The 19,311-nt window shown below is 61.8% G+C and carries 14 protein-coding genes; 10 read left to right on the forward strand and 4 right to left on the reverse strand.

Annotation, left to right across the window (positions count from 1 at the left end; translation table 11 throughout):
• Nucleotides 1–113: 113 nt before the first annotated feature.
• Nucleotides 114–4,412: a dermonecrotic toxin domain-containing protein gene (locus L4G42_RS01375; protein WP_237250478.1), complete on the reverse strand. Its 4,299-nt coding sequence runs from the start codon at nucleotides 4,410–4,412 to the stop codon at nucleotides 114–116.
• Nucleotides 4,413–4,549: 137 nt separating this feature from the next.
• Here L4G42_RS01375 and mnmC point away from each other — a divergent pair, with 137 nt between their 5' ends.
• The 10 genes from mnmC to L4G42_RS01425 all read left to right on the forward strand — a co-directional run bounded on the left by mnmC (nucleotide 4,550) and on the right by L4G42_RS01425 (nucleotide 17,207).
• The gene (gene mnmC / locus L4G42_RS01380; RefSeq protein WP_237250477.1) at nucleotides 4,550–6,580 is read left to right on the forward strand and encodes a bifunctional tRNA (5-methylaminomethyl-2-thiouridine)(34)-methyltransferase MnmC2/FAD-dependent 5-carboxymethylaminomethyl-2-thiouridine(34) oxidoreductase MnmC1; all 2,031 of its coding nucleotides are present in this window, start codon (nucleotides 4,550–4,552) and stop codon (nucleotides 6,578–6,580) included.
• Between the two features lie 148 nt (nucleotides 6,581–6,728).
• Nucleotides 6,729–7,397: an ABC transporter ATP-binding protein gene (locus L4G42_RS01385; RefSeq protein WP_237250476.1), complete on the forward strand. Its 669-nt coding sequence runs from the start codon at nucleotides 6,729–6,731 to the stop codon at nucleotides 7,395–7,397.
• Nucleotide 7,398: 1 nt separating this feature from the next.
• On the forward strand, nucleotides 7,399–9,879 hold the full coding sequence (locus L4G42_RS01390; RefSeq protein WP_237250475.1) for an FtsX-like permease family protein: 2,481 nt from the start codon (nucleotides 7,399–7,401) through the stop codon (nucleotides 9,877–9,879).
• Entirely contained in the window at nucleotides 9,869–10,987 is a 1,119-nt protein-coding gene (locus L4G42_RS01395; RefSeq protein ID WP_237250474.1) for a lipocalin-like domain-containing protein, read from the forward strand. Before L4G42_RS01390 ends, L4G42_RS01395 begins: the two co-directional genes overlap by 11 nt.
• A 205-nt stretch (nucleotides 10,988–11,192) precedes the next feature.
• Nucleotides 11,193–11,420: a hypothetical protein gene (locus L4G42_RS01400; RefSeq protein ID WP_237250473.1), complete on the forward strand. Its 228-nt coding sequence runs from the start codon at nucleotides 11,193–11,195 to the stop codon at nucleotides 11,418–11,420.
• Nucleotides 11,421–11,718: 298 nt separating this feature from the next.
• Nucleotides 11,719–11,964 (forward strand): site-specific integrase, encoded by a 246-nt coding sequence (locus L4G42_RS01405; protein WP_237250472.1) that lies wholly within the window; start codon nucleotides 11,719–11,721, stop codon nucleotides 11,962–11,964.
• A gap of 112 nt (nucleotides 11,965–12,076) precedes the next feature.
• Nucleotides 12,077–13,849 carry an N-acetylglutaminylglutamine amidotransferase gene (locus tag L4G42_RS01410; protein ID WP_237250471.1) on the forward strand — a complete coding sequence of 591 codons (1,773 nt, stop codon included), beginning with the start codon at nucleotides 12,077–12,079 and terminating at the stop codon, nucleotides 13,847–13,849.
• 3 nt (nucleotides 13,850–13,852) lie between these two features.
• Nucleotides 13,853–15,601: an N-acetylglutaminylglutamine synthetase gene (gene ngg, locus L4G42_RS01415; protein WP_237260456.1), complete on the forward strand. Its 1,749-nt coding sequence runs from the start codon at nucleotides 13,853–13,855 to the stop codon at nucleotides 15,599–15,601.
• A 127-nt stretch (nucleotides 15,602–15,728) separates the two neighbouring features.
• On the forward strand, nucleotides 15,729–16,913 hold the full coding sequence (locus tag L4G42_RS01420) for an osmoprotectant NAGGN system M42 family peptidase (RefSeq protein WP_237250469.1): 1,185 nt from the start codon (nucleotides 15,729–15,731) through the stop codon (nucleotides 16,911–16,913).
• A gap of 63 nt (nucleotides 16,914–16,976) precedes the next feature.
• Nucleotides 16,977–17,207: a YheU family protein gene (locus L4G42_RS01425; RefSeq protein WP_065986890.1), complete on the forward strand. Its 231-nt coding sequence runs from the start codon at nucleotides 16,977–16,979 to the stop codon at nucleotides 17,205–17,207.
• Nucleotides 17,208–17,252: 45 nt separating this feature from the next.
• Here the strand turns inward: L4G42_RS01425 and csrA are convergent, their stop codons facing one another.
• From csrA to L4G42_RS01440, 3 genes are all read right to left on the reverse strand, one after another.
• Nucleotides 17,253–17,450, reverse strand: a complete 198-nt coding sequence (csrA, locus tag L4G42_RS01430; protein WP_237250468.1) for a carbon storage regulator CsrA — start codon at nucleotides 17,448–17,450, stop codon at nucleotides 17,253–17,255.
• 201 nt (nucleotides 17,451–17,651) lie between these two features.
• A complete protein-coding gene (locus L4G42_RS01435; RefSeq protein ID WP_237250467.1) occupies nucleotides 17,652–17,984 on the reverse strand; it encodes a YnfA family protein in 333 nt (110 codons plus the stop codon).
• A gap of 72 nt (nucleotides 17,985–18,056) precedes the next feature.
• Entirely contained in the window at nucleotides 18,057–18,869 is an 813-nt protein-coding gene (locus tag L4G42_RS01440; protein WP_237250466.1) for an SDR family oxidoreductase, read from the reverse strand.
• Nucleotides 18,870–19,311: the final 442 nt, after the last annotated feature.

A 19,311-nucleotide genomic window follows, 5' to 3' on the forward strand; every position in this document is an offset into this window, starting at 1 on the left:
GCGCCGATGCAGGTTATGACCGCCAATCGCTGCGATGGATCACTGCAGCGAGAAACATTCGGTTGCAGGTAACACCGAGGCGGCGGCATGGCGCAGCCACCTCAATGAGCGGGTTACCAGCCCGCGCGGTACAGATCCGTCAACTGCGTGAGCATCAACGCTTCGGCCGCCTCGCGCTCGGCGATCAACGCCAGGCCCTGTCGGTGGTACTCGTCGGGATCAACTGGCGGATGTTCTTCCAGCGCCGCCATGCGGGTGCGCACCGAGGCGGTTGCCGAAGCCAGACCTGCCTCGTGGCCGGATCGAAGTCGCGCATTCCACTGCTGATTGCTGACGGCAAATTGCAGGAAAGCCGGGCCGCGCTCCGCTTCAAGCACACGGCGTCGAGCGTCCAGCAACGCACCACGATCTACAGCCGCCAGGCGCGCCCATACCATGCGATAAGGCTGACCGGGGAGACCGAGCTCCTCCGCCAGCCCGACTCGGTAGGCCAGTCGCACCTCGGCGTGATCCAGCGGCATGCCCAGGCTTTGCCGCCGTGCGATCTCCTCATCGGCAATGGCCTGCACCTCGTTGAGGCGAAAAAGTTGACGGAGGACACCCAGCAACGCGTCCGTGCGCTGGCTTTCGGCAACGCCCAGCAGCGATCCATGGCTGTAAACAGCGACCTGAATATCACTGAAGATCAGGCGTGCGCCGTCCTGGCAGGTCTGGTTGGCGCCAAACAGACGATCGTTGGCCATGATTTCGATCTGCCCCCGCAACACGGCATCCTGCCCGGCTATTTCCAGAACGGTGAGCACCTCACTGGCAAGCTCGGCGTGGAACTGGCGGAAGTCCGGGGTTTCTCTCAGACGCTGCAACAACACCAGCAAATGAGGCGCATCGGCGGCCTGTTCGACCTGGGCCCACGCCGCCAGCAACCGCTGATTCAGCACATCCTCACCAGGGCGCAACCACGTTTGCGCCGAGGGTACGGGAGCGCCGCCGCTTGAGCCCGCGCGGTGACCATGAGACTCGGGTTCGTCGTCCGATGCCTCAGAGTCTGTGTCCATCGGCTCGCCTTCGACGTGGATCTCGCGGATGTCTTCGGGAAAGTCGTAATCGAGCTGATAGCGATGACCGTAGCCGGTGTCGTTGCGCCAGTAATCTTCGAGCGCCTGGTGGCTGAGCGGATTGTTGTAGGCGTAGATCACCGTGTGCCGGCCATCATCCATCGGGTTTTCGATCACTTCGGGCGCGATCTCGGTGATCTGGTTGTCACTGATGTCCAGCTCGCCGAGACCCAGCGAATGGGTCCATTCCGGCCATTGCGTGAGGCCCGTGTTATTAAGCCAAAGAGTCGACAGCCGCAGGCGGCTGGTGTCGGTGAACCCGCCCAACTGGCTGCCCGCCAAACTCAGGGAATTCAGCGCCGGGATATCCATCAGCGTGTCCATGGCGGACTGGCCCAGCGGCCACGGCATATGCTCCAGTGACAGGTGCTGCAGAGATTGAAACTGCGGTAACACGTCCGGAAGTTCGGTGAAGCTGCCGCGCACGTTCAAGTGCGTCATGTTCGGGAAATTGGCCAGAAACGCATTTGCAGCGGGCGTATCAAATTGCACGCTGTTGAGTTCAATCTGCGTGATCTCTGCATAGAAGCTGTGCAACGGCGGTAATTCCGGCATTGCCAGGTACTCCAGCGTCAGCCAGCGCGTACCCCGCGGCGCATCATCATGGCTGTAGCGCCAGGCCCGACCCAATGCGTTGGCCACCCGGCGCCGCGCCAGACGTTCACCGTCGTTGAGCAGCACGCTTATATCGTCGGCCTCTGCCCAGGCAATCAGGCTCATGTGCAGTTGGTCGTAGGCGACGGCACGGGCACGTGTCGCGGTCAGCAGTTGCTCCAGTGATCGCCCGCGCCGCGCCATGTCACGCACCTGGTACGTCATATCGACGCTCTCCGGATAGAGGTGCGCCATCGCCTGGAGCAATTGCTGATGAGTCGCGCTCTCGGCCACCGGCAATCCGCGGCCGCTGAGTAGATAGCCGATGCGCCCGTCAAGCAATCGCTGCGGCGGCCTGAACCCGGTCGGTAACGTCCATTGCCCCAACTGCTCGGCCGCCCACTTCGGCTGCGACCGGACCCAATTGAAAATGCGGCGCTTGAAGGCCCGTGCGCCCGTTTCCAGATCGTTGAACCCCATCGCCTGGCGACTGCTCTCGGGCAGCGCACGCAAGAGCGCAGCAAACAGGCTGGCTTTTTTCTCCGATTCCTCGGCGCCCCCTACCTGAAAGCCCCTGTCGCCCTTGATCAACACGCGGCATTGCGTGGCACTCTCGGCGCCGATGCTGTCGAGCAAGGACCCGGTGGCGCTGCCATCCCTCAGTTCGATGCGAAGATCAGCGGGCCATCCGGGGAATGTTTCAAGGCTGCGCAACGTCAAGCGCTGGAGATCGTCGTTGGCCGTGCCGGGCGTCAGAAAAAAACCTTCCAGCGCTCGGTTCATGCGGGTCTGACGCAGATGCCCACGGACCTTTCCGGCCACTTCGAGCGGGAGGCGTTGAGAGTCCAGCATGGCAAGTTTCTGTTCGCCGGCGGTTTCAGCGACCAGCTCTTGGCCTGCCGCCAACGTGAGGGAGGGAAAGTCCCGTCTGAGCAGGGTAATCAGCGGGTCGTTCGACTGCTCGCTGGCGAGATAAGCCATGTTGAAGGCCTCGGCAGAGTCTGCCGCCTGCTGACTCAGGCGAAAACGCCTGGCGGTATCGAGCAACGCTGCTGGCGCAGGTTTATTGGCGATATGCAACGCGGCCAGATGTTCTTCGTCCACCCCGCTGACTGCCATTATTCGGCTGACGGCTTTGTCGTCGATGTCCGCGAGTTCCGGATGCAAACGACGCAAGGCCACGCTCACGTCGGTCAGGCGTAGACGACCTGCAGCATTGCGGGCCGGAACGCTGCGTTTGATGAACGACGGTGGCTGCGACCCAGCGGATTCTGCGGCCATTGCGCCCGTCACCGCACCCGCGACACCCAGCGCCCCCATGAATGCCAGGTTTTGCGCGACAGTCCCCAAGTGATCCAACGCCTCATCCATCTCGCCATGGCGCCACGCTTCAATGCCTTCGAAGGTCTCGTCGAGCAATTGCGCGCCCGCAACGACCGTCATGACTTCGCCCAGACCGGGAACGAACAGCGCGGCAATATTCAGCGCATCCATGCCGTAGCCCAGCCATTCAGCGAGGCGCTGGTCGCGGGTTTTCTGGTCCTCGTCGTCGGTGGGGACCGCCAGCACGCGAGCGTCGTCCTTTAAACGGAGCAGTAGATGAAGATAGAAAACATCACCCAGCTCGCCGCCCACCTCGATGGCTTCCAGATCGAGAAATGCATTCTCATCCACTTCAGAAACGCTGATCAGCTGTCGGTGGAAGCCTTTGCCACGGGCGACGCTGTGCAGGACATGGGGCGCCAGGCGCTCGTGCAGACGCTTGAAGAAGGCCGCTTTGCTGCGCTGGGGAATGAAGCGGTCGAAATAGCGCTGATACACCTCGGCGCGCAGTTTGGTCCGCAACGCCTGTGTGAAATGTTCCAGCGAGGCATAGGACTGAATGGCACCATCGGGTTCACCCGGCAGGTACACCACACAACGGGTCTGATCCGCGGATCTGAACAACAACGCGTCGCGCAGCCGGCAGCCTAACAGTTGCAGGCTAGAAACCTGATCGGCAGGCCCGTAAGCGTCAACCTGCAGCAGCCTCTGGTACTGCGCCTCGTCGATGGAGCCCTTAAGGTGTGCGATATGGCACTCGACCCGCAAGGCCAGACGGGCGTGCTCGATAATGCGCGCCTTGATGTCATCGCTGTCCAGGCTGCCAGGAGCGTCCGGCCTCGCGACAGGGTGCAGCACATGATGCAGATGCCGCTGATACTGGCCGCCCAGGTCAAGGCGGCGGCACAGCTCGATGAAACGTCCGGGGCGTACACTCAATGGATGAACGTCTTCCGGCTCGCCCGATGTGTCTGGCGTGCCGCAAAGGATCGCCGATGTGCTTTCTCGATCGGCCTCGGACGCTTCGGCCGCTTCAAAATTTTGCAGGGCGGCGGCCAGCAGCGGCAGCATGCTGGAACGCTCCGGCCAGGCACGACCTGTCAGCCAGTCGCGCTGGAATCTGGCGTGGAAGAAGCGGTCATGGTCGACATCGAGACCCGGTCCGAATTCGGCGTCGAGGGCCTGCGCCAGCAACGGCCGCGCAAACGACGGCAGGTCCTGAATGCGCTGGAGAACCTGACTGAGAGTTTCCCGGGCGGCCTGCGCGAGGGTCATGTCCTGACGCAGGGCATCGCGCATGGCCGGCGTGGCCTGGATGAACCAGTGGGGGAGCGTGTTCTGAATGAATGTATGAGTGAGAGCCTGACTGGCGGTGTTCATTTTACGTCCTTGTTTCTGCGTGTGATCAAAGGCGCATAGATAAACAGGAACGCACCCGCAAAGTGGCATACATATGTAGTGCACGCCCCCCCCGAACGCTGGAGTAACATCGCCACCTTGCCTGCTCCGAGCCGAACATGACCACCACTGACCACACCCAGATCGCCGATGCCCAGATCGCCCACGCCCAGATTGACTGGGACGAACACGGCAATCCGCATTCGCGGGTGTTTTCCGACGTTTATTTCTCGACCGAATCGGGCCTGGATGAAACCCGCCATGTGTTCCTGATCCAGAACGAGCTGCCCGAGCGCTTTGCTGCCTTACCGGCGGGCGGTCGACTGGTGATTGGCGAAACCGGTTTTGGTACCGGGCTGAATTTCCTGTGTGCCTGGCAGCTGTTCAACACCAGCGCAGTGGCAGACGCCCGCCTGCATTTCGTGAGCGTCGAAAAATACCCGCTGAGCCGTGCTGACCTGGAGCGCGCGCTGAATTTGTGGCCCGAGCTCAAGGAGCAAGCGGATCAGTTGCTGGGGCAATATGTGGCAGTGCATCAGGGCTTCCAGCAGCTGGTGTTCGAGGGCGGCCGCGTCACGCTGACCTTGCTGATCGGCGACGCGCTGGACATGCTGCCGCAACTGGACGGGCAGATCGACGCGTGGTTCCTCGACGGTTTCGCGCCCGCGAAAAACCCGGAAATGTGGACGCCCGAGCTGTTCGCCGAGCTGGCGCGGCTGGCGGCACCGGGCTCGACCATCGGCACGTTTACCAGCACCGGCTGGGTGCGCCGGGCACTGAACGCAGCCGGTTTCAAAATGAAGCGCGTGCCGGGGATCGGGCATAAGTGGGAGGTGCTGAAAGGCCGCTTCATCGGCTGGCCTGAAGACGTGCCAACGCCTCCGCGCGCCAAGCCCTGGTTTGCACGGCCCCGTTCACTGCCTCGTCTACTGCCCCGTTCACTTGACACTCCTCGCACAGCGTTGGTGATTGGCGCCGGGCTGGCCGGGTGCGCCACGGCGGCGAGTCTGGCGGCGCGCGGTTGGCACGTCAGTCTGCTGGAGCGTCATGGGGACCTGGCGCAAGAGGCATCGGGCAATCCACAAGGCGTGCTCTACCTGAAGCTGTCGGCCCATGGCACCCCGTTGTCGCAGCTGATCCTGAGCGGATTCGGTCACACCCGACGTTTACTGGAGCGCCTGCAACGGGGCATCGACTGGGACGATTGCGGCGTGCTGCAACTGGCTTTCGACGAGAAGGAGCAGGCGCGCCAGGCGCAACTGGCTGCCGCGTTCCCCGACGATCTGCTGCATGTGCTGGACCGCGCTGACGCCGAGTCGCGGGCCGGTGTGGTGTTGAAGAGCGGCGGCTTGTTTTACCCGCAGGGTGGCTGGGTGCATCCGCCAGCGCTGTGTCGCGATCAGGCAAGCGCAAGCCACATTCAACTGCTGCCCCACAACGATGTGATCGAGCTGCGGCGCGACGGCGTGCTGTGGCAAGCCTGGGATGGCGAGCGTCTGTTGGCCTGCGCTCCCGTCGTGGTGCTGGCGGGCGCAGCCGAGATCAAACGCTTCCCCGCCAGCGCGGACCTGCCACTCAAACGTATTCGGGGGCAGATCACCCGACTGGCTGCGACCCCCGAAAGCCAGGCTTTGACGACTGTTGTGTGCGCCGAGGGTTACGTGGCGCCCGCGCGCGGCGGCGAACACACCCTGGGCGCGAGTTTCGCCTTCAACAGCGATGACCTGACGCCGAGTACGGCCGAACATCTCGGCAATCTCGAACTGCTGAGGGAGATCTCCGAGGACCTGACCGAGCGGCTGAACGCCAACGGTTTGCCGGCCGAGGACCTGCAAGGTCGCGCCGCATTTCGCTGCACCAGCCCGGATTACCTGCCCATCGTCGGGCCGCTGGCGGACCGGGCGGCATTCCTTGAGACGTACGCCGTGCTGCGCAAGGACGCGCGCCAGACGCCGGATACCGAATGCCCATGGCTCGATGGCCTGTACGTAAACAGCGGTCACGGCTCTCGGGGCCTGATCACTGCGCCGCTGTCCGGCGAACTGATCGCCGCCTGGCTGGATGACGAACCCCTGCCTCTGCCGCGAAGCGTGGCCGAAGCCTGTCACCCCAACCGGTTCGCGCTGCGAGGGCTGATTCGCGGGAAATAGAGAAGCCTGCGGTATCGGGTGTCCAGCGCCCGTCGCCGCTATCCGACGCAACTTCTTTGTCGTGCCGAAGATCCACTGTTTCGCCAGCTACATTGGCTCCGCTCAAATCGTTATCCTCCAGCCCATCCCTTCAATCAGGTGCGTGTCGATGCTGCAAGTCCAGGGTGTGTTCAAGAGCTATGCCACGGCCCAGGGCCCACTGGCCGTTTTGCGTGGCGTGGACCTGCAACTGGATCAGGGCGGCAGTCTGGCGTTGATGGGTGAGTCGGGCAGCGGCAAGAGCACTCTTCTGCATCTGGTGGCCGGACTGGACCATGTGGACAAGGGCAGCATCGAAGTCGCCGGGCAGCGTCTCGATCAGATGAACGAAGCGCAACTGGCTAACTGGCGGCGCACGGAAATCGGTCTGGTGTTCCAGCAGTTCAATCTCATCGGCAGCCTGAAGGTCGAAGATAACCTGGCATTCCAGGCGCGTCTGGCCGGGCGCTATCAGCCAGAATGGCAGGCTGAACTCACCGAGCGGCTGGGCCTGGGCGCGCTGCTCAAGCGCTACCCCGAGCAGCTTTCCGGCGGTCAGCAACAGCGCGTCGCGATCGGCCGCGCCCTTGCCTCGCGCCCAGCCCTGCTGCTCGCTGACGAACCCACCGGCAACCTCGACGAAGCCACCAGCGATGAAGTGCTGCAACTGTTGCTGGACCTCCTCGCCGACAGCACCACCAGCCTGTTGATGGTGACTCACAGCCCGAGGGTGGCAGCGCGATTGCAGCGTCAGGCCGTGTTGCATCTGGGTTGTCTGGTCAGCGAAGGTGATCGCTGAGATGCCCGTCTTCTACTGGACTTTGAAAGCGCTGCTGAGCCACTGGCGGCGCCATCCCGTGCAGTTTTTCAGTGTGCTGACCGGCCTGTGGCTGGCGACCAGCCTGCTGACCGGCGTGCAGGCGCTGAACAGCCAGGCCCGTGAAAGCTATGCCAAGGCCAGTCAGATGATCGGCGGCGAGCCGCAGAAGATTCTTGTCTCCCCCAACGGTGCCAACTTTTCCCAGGACCTGTTCGTGACGCTGCGCCGGGCCGGATGGCCGGTTTCCCCCGCACTGCGCGGGCGCGTCACTCTCAAGGAAGCGCCGGAGCAGCGTCTCACCGTGCTCGGCATCGAGCCGGTCTCGCTGCCAGTGAACACCGCGCTGGCCGGGCAATCGCTGGACACCGCGCAGATCGTCGACTTCTTCACCCCTCCCGGCACCACCTGGATTTCGCCGCAAACCCTTGCCGCCCTCGGGCTGCATGAAGGCCAGCAGCCGGTCGTCGACTCCGGCAAAGTACTGCCGCCGTTGCGTGCGAAAACCGACATGGCGCCGGGCGTGCTGCTCATGGACATCGGCTTCGCCCAGCAACTGCTCAACCAGCCGGATCAGATCTCGCGGCTGGTGCTGCCAAAGGACTTTGCCGATAACGCTCCCGCCCTGCCGACCGAGCTGAATGGCGAGCTGGTGCTGCGCAAAAGTGGCGAAGACAACGACCTGGGCAGGCTTACCGAGAGCTTCCACCTGAACCTCGACGCGCTGGGCTTTCTTTCGTTCGTGGTCGGTCTTTTCATCGTCCATGCGGCCATTGGTCTCGCGCTGGAACAGCGTCGCGGGCTGCTACGCAATCTGCGCGCCTGCGGGGTCAGCGCACGTGGGTTGATGGTGAGTCTGGTGGTCGAGCTCGGCGTGCTGGCATTGCTTGGCGGCATCGCCGGCGTCATCAGTGGTTACTGGCTGGCGAGCGCGCTGTTGCCCGATGTCGCGGCGAGTCTGCGCGGGCTGTACGGCGCTGAAGTCGCCGGACACCTGAACCTGAGCGTCTGGTGGTGGCTGAGCGGTTTGGGCGTCAGTCTGCTCGGTGCGTTTCTCGCGGGGGCCAGCAGCCTGTTACGCGCCGCGCGCTTGCCTTTGCTGGCGCTGGCCAACGCGCAGGCGTGGCACGAAACCCATGCCAGATGGCTGCGACGCCAAGGCTGGGTCGCCGGGATTTCAGCGCTGATTGCGGTATTAGCCGGGCTGTTTGGCGACAGCCTGGCGCTGGGCTTCGTATTGATGGCGAGTCTGCTGTTGAGCGCGGCCCTGGGACTGCCGGTGCTGCTTAATCTGCTGCTCGAGGCACTGTTGGGCAGGAGCCGTTCGGTGCTGGGTCAGTGGTTTCTCGCGGACTGCCGCCAGCAATTGCCGGCCCTGAGCCTGGCGTTGATGGCCTTGCTACTGGCGATGGCGGCCAACATCGGCGCGGGCAGCATGACGTCGGGGTTCCGCCAGACTTTCACCCACTGGCTGGAGCAACGCCTCAGCGCCGAGCTGTACATCAATCCGCAGAATCCGGCTCAAGCCGCGCCGTTGCAGCAGTGGTTGAGCCAGCAACCTCTGACATCGGCGGTGCTGCCCAACTGGCAGGTTTCGCTGCAACTGCATGGCTGGCCGGCCGAGCTGTTTGGCGTAATCGATCATCCGCACTACCGCCAGCACTGGCCGCTGCTGGAATCGGCGAGCGGCGATGCCTGGAAGCAACTGGCGCAGGAAGACACGCTGATGCTCAGCGAACAACTGGCCCGCCGCCTGGACGTCAGCGTTGGCGATGAAGTGAAACTGCCCGCGCCGGACGGGCCGTGGCCGCTGCGCGTCGTTGGCATTTATGCCGATTACGGCAATCCCAAGGGCCACATGCTGGTGAACGCCGACCATCTGCTCAAGCACTGGCCGCAGCTCACACCCAACCGCTTCAATCTGCGCATCGATCCCCACGCCATCCCGCAACTGTTGCGCGTGCTGCACAATAAATTCACCATCGACGACAACCGCATCGTCGATCAGATTCAGCTCAAGGCCTGGTCGCAACAGGTGTTCGAACGCACCTTCGCCGCCACAGCCGCGTTGAACAGCCTGACGTTGATGGTGGCCGGAGTCGCGCTGTTCATCAGTCTGCTGACCCAGAGCCAGAGCCGCCTCGCGCAACTGGCGCCGTTGTGGGCGCTGGGCGTGACGCGGCGGCAATTGATGCTGCTCAATCTGGCGCAGACCTGGCTGCTGGCGGTGCTGACGCTGGTGCTGGCGATTCCGCTGGGGCTGTTGCTGGCCTGGTGTCTGGACGCGGTGATCAACGTGCAAGCCTTCGGTTGGCGCCTGCCGCTGCAAGTGTTCCCGATGCAGCTGTTGCGCCTGACGCTGCTGGCGATGCTCGCCACACTGCTGGCCTCGGCATGGCCGCTCTACCGTTTGTACCGAACCCGCCCCGCTGATTTGCTGAGGACTTTCGCCAATGAAGGTTAAAGCCCTGCCCCTGGTCATCGTTCGCCTGCAGATCGTCGTCCTGCTGATGTTCGGCCTGATGCTGAGCGGCTGCGACGACAAACCCGAGGAAGAAAAAGGCTTCGCAGGCCTTGCCGACGACGCCTCGAATTACGCGCAGGTAACGCCGGACAAGCGGTTCGTGTTTCCCGACGATCACGCCCCCCACGATGATTTCCGTATCGAGTGGTGGTACGTCACCGCCAATCTCAAGGATGCCGACGGCCAGTCGCTCGGCGTGCAATGGACGCTGTTTCGCAACGCCCTGCCCCGTGCAAAAGGCCTGCAAGGCGATGGGTCTGGCTGGAGTAACCGCAATCTGTGGATGGGCCACGCGGCGGTGACGTCCCGGGACGACCACTTCGCAGCGGAACGCTATGCCCGCGGCGGCGTGCAGCAGGCCGGCGTGACACTGGCGCCATTCGCAGCCTGGATCGATGAATGGTCCTTTTCCAGCCAGTCCGCCAACGATGATCCGCTGGCGGACATGCAGTTGCAGGCCAGCGGCCCGCAGTTCAACTATCGCCTGCACCTGAAAGCCACCAAGCCTTTGGTGCTGCAAGGCAAACAGGGCTTCAGCCAGAAGTCCGAGCAGGGTCAGGCGTCGTACTACTACAGCCAGCCGTTTTTTCAGGCGGAGGGCAGCATCGAGATTGAGGGCAAAACCTATCAAGTGTCCGGGCCTGCATGGTTGGACCGGGAGTGGAGCAGCCAGCCGCTCACCGATAACCAGACGGGCTGGGACTGGTTCTCGCTGCATCTGGGGGATGGCGCCGAAGTCATGCTCTACCGCATGCGGCAAAAGGACGGCGAACCGTACCTGACCGGGACATGGATCAACGCCGACGGCAGCACTGAACAACTCGCGGCGAAGGACATAGAGCTGGCACCGGAAGACACCACTGACGTTGAAGGCCGCGACATGCCCACACGCTGGTCGGTGAAAATCCCGTCCAAGGCCGTGGACATCGCCGTCGAAGCGCTCAACCCGCAGGCGTGGATGAACTTGCAAATTCCCTATTGGGAGGGGCCGGTCACCCTGAGCGGTAGCCACGAGGGCGTGGGGTATCTGGAAATGACGGGCTATTGAGGTGGTGACATCCAGGATCGGCTCGGTAACCACTTAGCCACGTCGTCGATGCACGGCTCACCCTCTACCGATACGGGGCGCGACTGACTCGATAATCATCTCAAGTTTACTGGCGGCTGCCGATACAGGAAGAATCGGATAGCGAACCAAATACCCCAAAAACCCGTCAGGCAGGACGCCTGCTTCAATAGCGTCTGGAGCCTTGATGTCTACTCTAAGCTTGAAAGATATGCAGCTGGATCTCGAAGATTCTGCTGCTTACTTTGACTCTCTGTCGCAATTTCTAGAGGGTCACGCCATTTACCTGAAGGCTCAACGAACTGTGTGTCGGCAGGAGGACCTTAAGCTTCTCGAAAGTCACGCCGGCAACCTTGCAACGTCGGTGAGGTACATCAAAACCGCTGCTTTAAGGATCGCCAACCGCGCCCGCTAGCTCGGGTGAGATAAGCACCTCCCGCAGGTGAGTATCTTGTGCGGCAGCGCCGCAGTTAGTTGACTCATGCTATTCCCTCCCCTTGGCGCGGCCTGCAAAGTGCCGCGACTGTTCGACCTCTTCCTGAACAGCTTGTTGGCCTGCCCCCGACTCAAAGTCTTGATGCACGCGGGCGACGCGCTCAAAAATATCTCGCAAGGTTTTATTGAACGATCCACGCCTGCATGCACTCGATAAAGCTAGGCCGCTGACGGGAGCGCGCTCTGACTATGTGTTCGCGCCGGAAGGCAGCAGGCTCATGTCAGGGCTGTATATCCGCCCCGAGACAGGGCCGAAACGTTACTGGCTGAGTGCATTGCGCAAGCTTGGGATTAGACAGCGCAGGATGTACGACACGCGCCATACGTACGCAACCATGTGCCTGATGTCCGGCGTGAACCCGGCATTCATCGCCGCGCAACTCGGGCACAGCGTGCTGGTCTTGCTATCTACTTATGCCAAGTGGGTCAGCTCCCTGAGCGATTGCACAGCGCGATTGCACTGATCGAAGACTGCACCGAACTAAAGAAGCTGGACCTGAGAGAAGTGGTACGTAATCGGTACGGTCAAAATCCCAGTAACGCCAAACACGCCGAAACATAAAGGGTTTAGGACAGATGTGCGGATTAGCTGGCGAATTACGCTTTGACAATCAACCTGCGGATCTCGCCGCAGTAGAACGTATCACCCATCATCTCGCGGCTCGCGGCCCGGATGCGTGGGGGTTTCACAGCCAGGGGCCGATTGCCCTCGGCCACCGTCGTTTGAAAATCATGGACCTGTCGGACGGTTCGGCGCAGCCGATGATCGACAGCCATCTGGGCCTGTCCCTGGCCTTCAATGGCGCCATCTACAACTTCCCGGAACTGCGTGCCGAGCTCGAAAGCCTTGGCTACCAGTTCCACTCCGGCGGCGACACCGAAGTGCTGCTCAAGGGCTACCACGCCTGGGGCGCTGACATGCTGCCCAAGCTCAACGGCATGTTCGCGTTCGCCATCTGGGAGCGCGACAACAGAAGCCTGTTCATCGCCCGTGACCGCCTTGGCGTAAAGCCGTTGTATCTGTCGCGCACCGACAAGCGCCTGCGTTTTGCTTCCGCCCTGCCCGCTTTACTGAAAGGCGGCGACATCAGCCCGATGCTCGACCCGGTCGCGCTCAATCATTACCTGAATTTCCACGCCGTTGTGCCCGCACCGCGCACCTTGCTGGCGGGTGTTGAAAAACTGCCGCCGGCGTCGTGGATGCGCGTGAGTGCCGAAGGCAAGGTCGAGCAGAAAGTCTGGTGGACGCTGCCCTATGGCCCGCGTGCTGACGAAGCGAATCTGACCCTCGAAGACTGGCGCGACCGTGTGCTCGACAGCACGCGTGAAGCCGTTGCCATCCGTCAACGTGCTGCGGTGGACGTTGGCGTGCTGCTGTCCGGTGGCGTTGACTCGAGCATGCTGGTCGGGCTACTGCGTGAAGTGGGCGTGAAGGATCTGTCGACCTTCTCCATCGGCTTCCAGGATGCGGGCGGCGAACGCGGCGATGAATTCCAGTATTCGGATCTGATCGCCAAACACTACGGCACCCACCATCACCAACTGCGTATCCAGGAAAGCGAGATCATTGAGCAACTGCCCGCCGCGTTCCGTGCGATGAGCGAGCCGATGGTCAGCCATGACTGCATCGCGTTTTATCTGCTGTCCCGCGAAGTGGCCAAGCATTGCAAGGTGGTTCAGAGCGGTCAGGGTGCGGACGAGTTGTTCGCCGGCTATCACTGGTACCCGCAAGTGGATGGCGCCAGTGACCCATACGCCGCTTACCGCGATGCGTTCTTCGACCGCAGTTACGCCGAATACGCCGAGACCGTTGCGCCGAAGTGGCTGACCGCAAACGACGCAGCCGGTGATTTCGTGCGCGAGCACTTCGCGATGCCGGGCGCTGACGCGGCCGTGGACAAAGCCTTGCGACTGGACAGCACGGTCATGCTAGTGGATGACCCGGTCAAGCGCGTCGACAACATGACCATGGCCTGGGGCCTGGAGGCGCGCACGCCATTTCTCGACTACCGACTGGTCGAGCTGTCGGCGCGGGTGCCTGGCCGTTTCAAATTGCCGGATGGCGGCAAGCAAGTGCTCAAGGAAGCCGCGCGCCTGGTGATCCCGTCCGAGGTCATCGATCGCAAGAAAGGCTATTTCCCCGTGCCAGGCCTCAAGCATCTGGAAGGCAACACGCTGAACTGGGTCCGCGATCTGCTGCTCGATCCGAGTCAGGACCGTGGCCTGTTCAACCCGGTCATGCTCGACAAACTGTTAACCGATCCACAGGGTCAATTGACGCCACTGCGCGGCTCCAAGCTGTGGCAGCTTGCGGCGCTGAACCTGTGGCTCAGCGAACAAGGACTCTGACCAATGAAAGCCAACGCTTCGATTCATAACCAGCGTTTGCTGCGCGGCCAGGCGCCGTCGTACGAGCGCTTGCAGGCTCGCCTTGCCGAAGACGGCAGCACGCCTGAGACAGAACCGCTGGCTCTGCATTGCGGCTGGGGACGGCTGCTGATTGGCCATACCTACCCTGACCCCGCGTCCCTCGCGCAAGCGCTGCTCAACGAAAAACAGGGCGAGCGCGACATCGCCTTGTATGTCGCCGCACCGCAACAGGTGCTGGCGCAATCGCCGCAGCAGTTGTTTCTCGATCCGTCGGACACTTTGCGCCTATGGTTCAGCGATTACCGGCCGGCCCAGCGCGTGTTCCGTGGTTTCAGGATTCGCCGGGCGCAAAGCGAGGGCGACTGGACTTCGATCAACAATCTGTACATCGCCCGTGGCATGTTGCCCATCGACCCCCATCTGCTGACCCCGCGTCATCAGGGCGGCCCGGTTTACTGGATCGCCGAAGACGAGACCACCAACGCCGTGATCGGCAGCGTGATGGGCCTGAATCACCAAAAGGCTTTCAACGATCCCGAAAATGGCAGCAGTCTGTGGTGCCTTGCGGTTGATCCGCAATGCACACGACCTGGCGTCGGCGAAGTGCTGGTGCGTCATTTGGTCGAGCACTTTCAGAGCCGGGGTCTGGCGTACCTGGATCTGTCGGTGCTGCATGACAACGAGCAAGCAAAAAGCCTTTACGCCAAGCTGGGGTTTCGCAACCTGCCGACCTTCGCCATCAAGCGTAAAAACGGCATCAACGAAAAGCTGTTTCTCGGCCCCGGCCCGCAGGCGGACTTCAACCCGTATGCCCGCATCATCGTTGAAGAAGCCCATCGTCGCGGCATCGAAGTGCAGGTGGATGACGCGCAAGCCGGACTGTTCACGCTCATTCATGGCAGTCGCCGCGTGCGTTGCCGTGAGTCGTTGAGCGACCTGACCACCGCCGTCAGCATGACGCTGTGCCAGGACAAATGCATGACCCAGAGGGCGCTTAAGGCGGCAGGTCTGGAAGTGCCAGTCCAACACCTGGCCGGCAACGGCGACGATAACCTGGCGTTTCTCGAAGAACATCAGCGCGTCGTGGTCAAGCCGGTTGACGGCGAGCAGGGTCAGGGCGTGGCCGTGGACCTGCGCACCATCGAAGATGTCCAGGCGGCGGTCGAGCGTGCTCGCCAGTTCGACAGTCGCGTGCTGCTGGAGAGCTTCCATGAAGGGCTCGACCTGCGCATTGTCGTGATCGGTTTTGAAGTGGTGGCTGCCGCGATTCGTCGTCCTGCCGAGATCATCGGCGATGGCCGTCACACCGTCGGTCAGTTGGTCGAGACGCAGAGTCGGCGGCGGTCTGCGGCCACGGGCGGCGAGAGCAAGATTCCCGTGGACGATGAAACCCACCGCACCGTCGAAGAAGCGGGTTTCAGCTTCGACAGTGTGTTACCGGCCGATCAGCGCCTGGCCGTTCGACGCACCGCGAACCTGCACACCGGCGGCTGCCTGGAAGACGTCACCGCGATTCTTCACCCGGTGCTGAAGGACGCCGCCGTGCGAGCCGCGCGCGCCCTCGACATTCCGGTCGTCGGTCTGGACCTGATGGTCCCCGCCGCCGATCAGCCGGAGTATGTGTTTATCGAAGCGAACGAGCGCTGCGGCCTGGCCAATCACGAGCCACAACCGACTGCCGAGCGTTTCGTCGATCTGTTGTTTCCCCACAGCCAGCCTGCCCATGGCTAAGGCGCCATCCTTGTAGCAGTGAGCTTGCCTGCGGCCAGTCTGGCCGCACGATGTATTGATTGCCACCGGACCGAAACCGCGAGCGAGCCCGCTATCAGGTCACTTTGCGCCACACATTGAGGTCCCTATGACGACTGCAAACATCCTTGAACCGGATCTGAATTACCTGCAGAAAGTCCTGCTGGAAATGCTCGCGATCCCGAGCCCCACCGGCTTTACCGATACTATCGTGCGCTATGTCGCAGAGCGCCTGGAAGAACTGGGCATCCCGTTCGAACTGACCCGCCGCGGCACCATCCGCGCCACGTTGAAAGGCAAACAGAACAGCCCCGACCGCGCCGTTTCCGCGCACTTGGACACCATTGGCGCCAGTGTTCGTGAAGTCAAAGACAACGGCCGACTGGGCCTGGCACCGGTAGGTTGCTGGTCCAGTCGTTTTGCCGAAGGCAGCCGCGTCAGCGTGTTCACCGACACCGGCGTGATTCGCGGCAGCGTGCTGCCGTTGATGGCGTCCGGGCACGCGTTCAACACGGCCGTCGACACCATGCCCATCAGTTGGGACCACGTCGAAGTGCGCCTGGACGCCTACAGCGCCACCCGCGCGGATTGCGAGTCGGTGGGCATTAATATCGGCGATTTCGTGGCGTTTGACCCGTTGCCGGAGTTCACCGACAGCGGACACATCAGCGCTCGCCATCTGGACGACAAGGCCGGCGTCGCCGCCCTGCTCGCGGCGCTCAAAGCCATCGTCGACAGCGGCGTCGAGCCCCTGATAGATTGCCACCCGCTGTTCACCATTACCGAAGAAACAGGCAGCGGCGCTGCGGGTAGCCTGCCGTGGGACGTCAGCGAGTTCGTCGGTATCGACATCGCGCCCGTTGCGCCCGGTCAGCACTCCAGCGAACACGCGGTCAGCGTGGCGATGCAGGATTCCGGCGGGCCCTACGACTATCACCTGTCGCGGCACTTACTGCGCCTGGGCGAGCAAAACGATCTGTCCGTGCGCCGCGACCTGTTTCGCTATTACTACAGCGACGCGCATTCGGCGATCACGGCCGGTTATGACACGCGCACGGCACTCCTGGCCTTCGGCTGCGACGCGACCCATGGCTATGAACGCACGCACATCGACAGCCTGAGCACACTGAGTCGTCTGCTCACCGCCTACATCATGAGTCCGCCGGTGTTTGCCAGCGACGCGCATCCGTCCAACGCGTCGCTGGAGAATTTCAGCCATCAGCTGGAGCACGACGCGCAGATGGAAAGCGACACTCGGGTGCCGCCGGTGGATACGTTGGTGGGGCAGCGATAGCCTGACCGCACGGGGCGCGATAGCATCGCCGCCCGTGTACTTTTTGTGATTGCCGAGAAACCTATGCTGATCCCTTACGACCAACTCGAAGCCGACACCCTGACGCGCCTGATCGAGGACTTCGTGACCCGCGATGGCACTGACAACGGCGACGACACGCCGCTCGAAACCCGCGTGTTGCGGGTGCGCCATGCACTGAGCAAAGGTCAGGCGGTGATTTTTTTCGATATGGACAGCCAGCAATGTCAGCTGATGCTCAAGCACGAAGTCCCAAAGGAATATTTCGAGGAATAGGCCACCTGCGCCCATGACCTAACCGGGATGGCCACTGAAGTGGACTCACCTGCCCGGGAACCGGTTGGCCAGGTTCTGCAGCCGTGAGGCGATTCGGCGGAGAACTTCTGCCCGATGAATCCTGACGCTCTGCGGCGCATCGATTCCCAAGCGGACCTGATTGCCGCTGATGCCCAATACCTTCACGGTGATGTCATTGCCAATGTTGAAGGTCTCTCCGATTTCCCGCGTCAATACCAGCATACGTCCTACTCCTTGGCTGTAACCGAGGAAGCAGGTTGACGCTCAGGCCCCGGCGCTTCAATGCGCCAGAGCGAAATCAGTAACGCCCTTCAACCCTTCAAGAACATGGCTGACAGACGCTTCCTACGCGCCGGGGCATTCGCGGCCTGCACGTCGGAGAGGGGTCCGGCAGACGTCAGTTTCTTCCAGAGGTATGCCAGATCAGGCGGCGGACCAGCGCGGGCCGAGCAGAATGATGGTCGCGCCGATCACGCAGAGGCCGACGCCGATCCAGTCCGACGTCAACGGGCGGACACGTTCGATAACGCCCAGCCAGGCAATGGACGCAATGATGTAGATGCCGCCGTACGCCGCGTAGGCGCGCCCGGCGTAAGTGGCTTCAACCCGGGTCAACAGCAGGGCGAACAGTGTCAGGCTGATCAGCGCTGGAATGACCCACAGCGCGCTCTTGCCCTGGCGCAGCCACATCCAGAAGGCATAACACCCGGCGATCTCGAACAGCGCGGCAAGGAAAAACCACAGGTAATTGAGCACGATGAGCCTCGTCTAGGGCAGCCGGAAAGTGCCGGCAACCCTATCAGAAAAGTCCCGCGACTAATGTCTGGCTCAGCTCCCGGACTTCGCCTTGGCGCGCATCTTCTCTGCCATATTGGCCATCTCGTCGTACAGCAACTGGGGATTTTTCTGTTTGAGCTGCCAAGCCATTCGCCCTTGCTCATGGGGCAGGATCATGAACTCACCGCTGGCGACCTGCTGGTAGATGTAATCAGCGATCTCCATGGCGCTGATCGGGGAACTCTCCAGCAGCTTGCCGACCTGGGCTTTCATCGCCGGCGTGGGGCCGCGAAAGGAATCCAGCAAGTTGGTCTGGAAGAACGACGGACACACCACATGCACGCCGATTTCCTGCTGGCGCAGCTCGATTAACAGGCTCTCCGACAGCGCGACCACGCCCGCCTTGGCGACGTTGTAATTGCTCATCGCCGGCCCCTGCATCAGTGCCGCCATGGAGGCGATGTTGATGATCTTGCCCTTGCTCTGTTCCAGCAGCGGCAAAAACGCCTTGCAGCCTTTGACGACCCCCATCAGGTTGATCGCGATCTGCCAGTCCCAATCCTCAAGGGACAATTCGCCAAAGAACCCGCCTGAAGCGACGCCGGCGTTGTTGACGATCACATCGATGCCACCGAATTTCTGTTCGCAGGCTTGGGCGAAAGCGGTGAGCTGGCTGTAGTCCCGAACGTCACAGCGCTGAATAAAACCGTCCCCACCCGCTTCGCGCACCAGGCGCAGGGTTTCCTGAAGGCCGCTGTCACTGACATCCGACAGCGCCAGCTGCCAACCCTCGCGCGCCCAGCGCAGCGCGATCTCGCGTCCCAGCCCGGACCCTGCGCCGGTGATCATGATGCGATTGTGCATAGCAGACGCCTTGTCGGTTGCGAAGAAGTCGCTAGAGTGTAAACAGGAGGATTGTCCGACAAACCCTTCATCAGGTCGCTGAATATGACAGGCAAACCGATGCTTTGAATGGGTGGCCACTCTTTTGGATGTATTTGGCCAGTTGGGTGATTAACGGGCAGCGTGTTATATCGAACTTGGCGACCTGTTAGTTACCGCTTGGTTCCACACTAAGCAGGGTACTTTTTCGCATTTTTTAATCAGCATTTGAATGCGATCAATTTTTTGGCTGAAACCACAACCCTATGATTTAGATCATCTTTTTTTAAGGTGTTAATTTTTATTTCTGCAGCCCAGAACCTTTTGATTAGTGCGGTAGTCGGATTCATCAAGCAGCACAATGACTGGCCTTAGAGGCGACGTATTGCGTTGCATAGGCATCTTCCAAGAACACTAGAAGGAA

The sequence above is a fragment of the Pseudomonas petrae genome (genome assembly GCF_021728295.1).
GTDB lineage: Bacteria > Pseudomonadota > Gammaproteobacteria > Pseudomonadales > Pseudomonadaceae > Aquipseudomonas > Aquipseudomonas petrae.

What these genes read in the sequence shown, in the direction of transcription:
- L4G42_RS01375 (WP_237250478.1), bottom strand. Translation starts at nt 4,412, where the DNA reads ATGAACACCGCCAGTCAGGCTCTCACTCATACATTCATTCAGAACACG.
- mnmC (WP_237250477.1), top strand. Translation starts at nt 4,550, where the DNA reads ATGACCACCACTGACCACACCCAGATCGCCGATGCCCAGATCGCCCAC.
- L4G42_RS01385 (WP_237250476.1), top strand. Translation starts at nt 6,729, where the DNA reads ATGCTGCAAGTCCAGGGTGTGTTCAAGAGCTATGCCACGGCCCAGGGC.
- L4G42_RS01390 (WP_237250475.1), top strand. Translation starts at nt 7,399, where the DNA reads ATGCCCGTCTTCTACTGGACTTTGAAAGCGCTGCTGAGCCACTGGCGG.
- L4G42_RS01395 (WP_237250474.1), top strand. Translation starts at nt 9,869, where the DNA reads ATGAAGGTTAAAGCCCTGCCCCTGGTCATCGTTCGCCTGCAGATCGTC.
- L4G42_RS01400 (WP_237250473.1), top strand. Translation starts at nt 11,193, where the DNA reads ATGTCTACTCTAAGCTTGAAAGATATGCAGCTGGATCTCGAAGATTCT.
- L4G42_RS01405 (WP_237250472.1), top strand. Translation starts at nt 11,719, where the DNA reads ATGTCAGGGCTGTATATCCGCCCCGAGACAGGGCCGAAACGTTACTGG.
- L4G42_RS01410 (WP_237250471.1), top strand. Translation starts at nt 12,077, where the DNA reads ATGTGCGGATTAGCTGGCGAATTACGCTTTGACAATCAACCTGCGGAT.
- ngg (WP_237260456.1), top strand. Translation starts at nt 13,853, where the DNA reads ATGAAAGCCAACGCTTCGATTCATAACCAGCGTTTGCTGCGCGGCCAG.
- L4G42_RS01420 (WP_237250469.1), top strand. Translation starts at nt 15,729, where the DNA reads ATGACGACTGCAAACATCCTTGAACCGGATCTGAATTACCTGCAGAAA.
- L4G42_RS01425 (WP_065986890.1), top strand. Translation starts at nt 16,977, where the DNA reads ATGCTGATCCCTTACGACCAACTCGAAGCCGACACCCTGACGCGCCTG.
- csrA (WP_237250468.1), bottom strand. Translation starts at nt 17,450, where the DNA reads ATGCTGGTATTGACGCGGGAAATCGGAGAGACCTTCAACATTGGCAAT.
- L4G42_RS01440 (WP_237250466.1), bottom strand. Translation starts at nt 18,869, where the DNA reads ATGCACAATCGCATCATGATCACCGGCGCAGGGTCCGGGCTGGGACGC.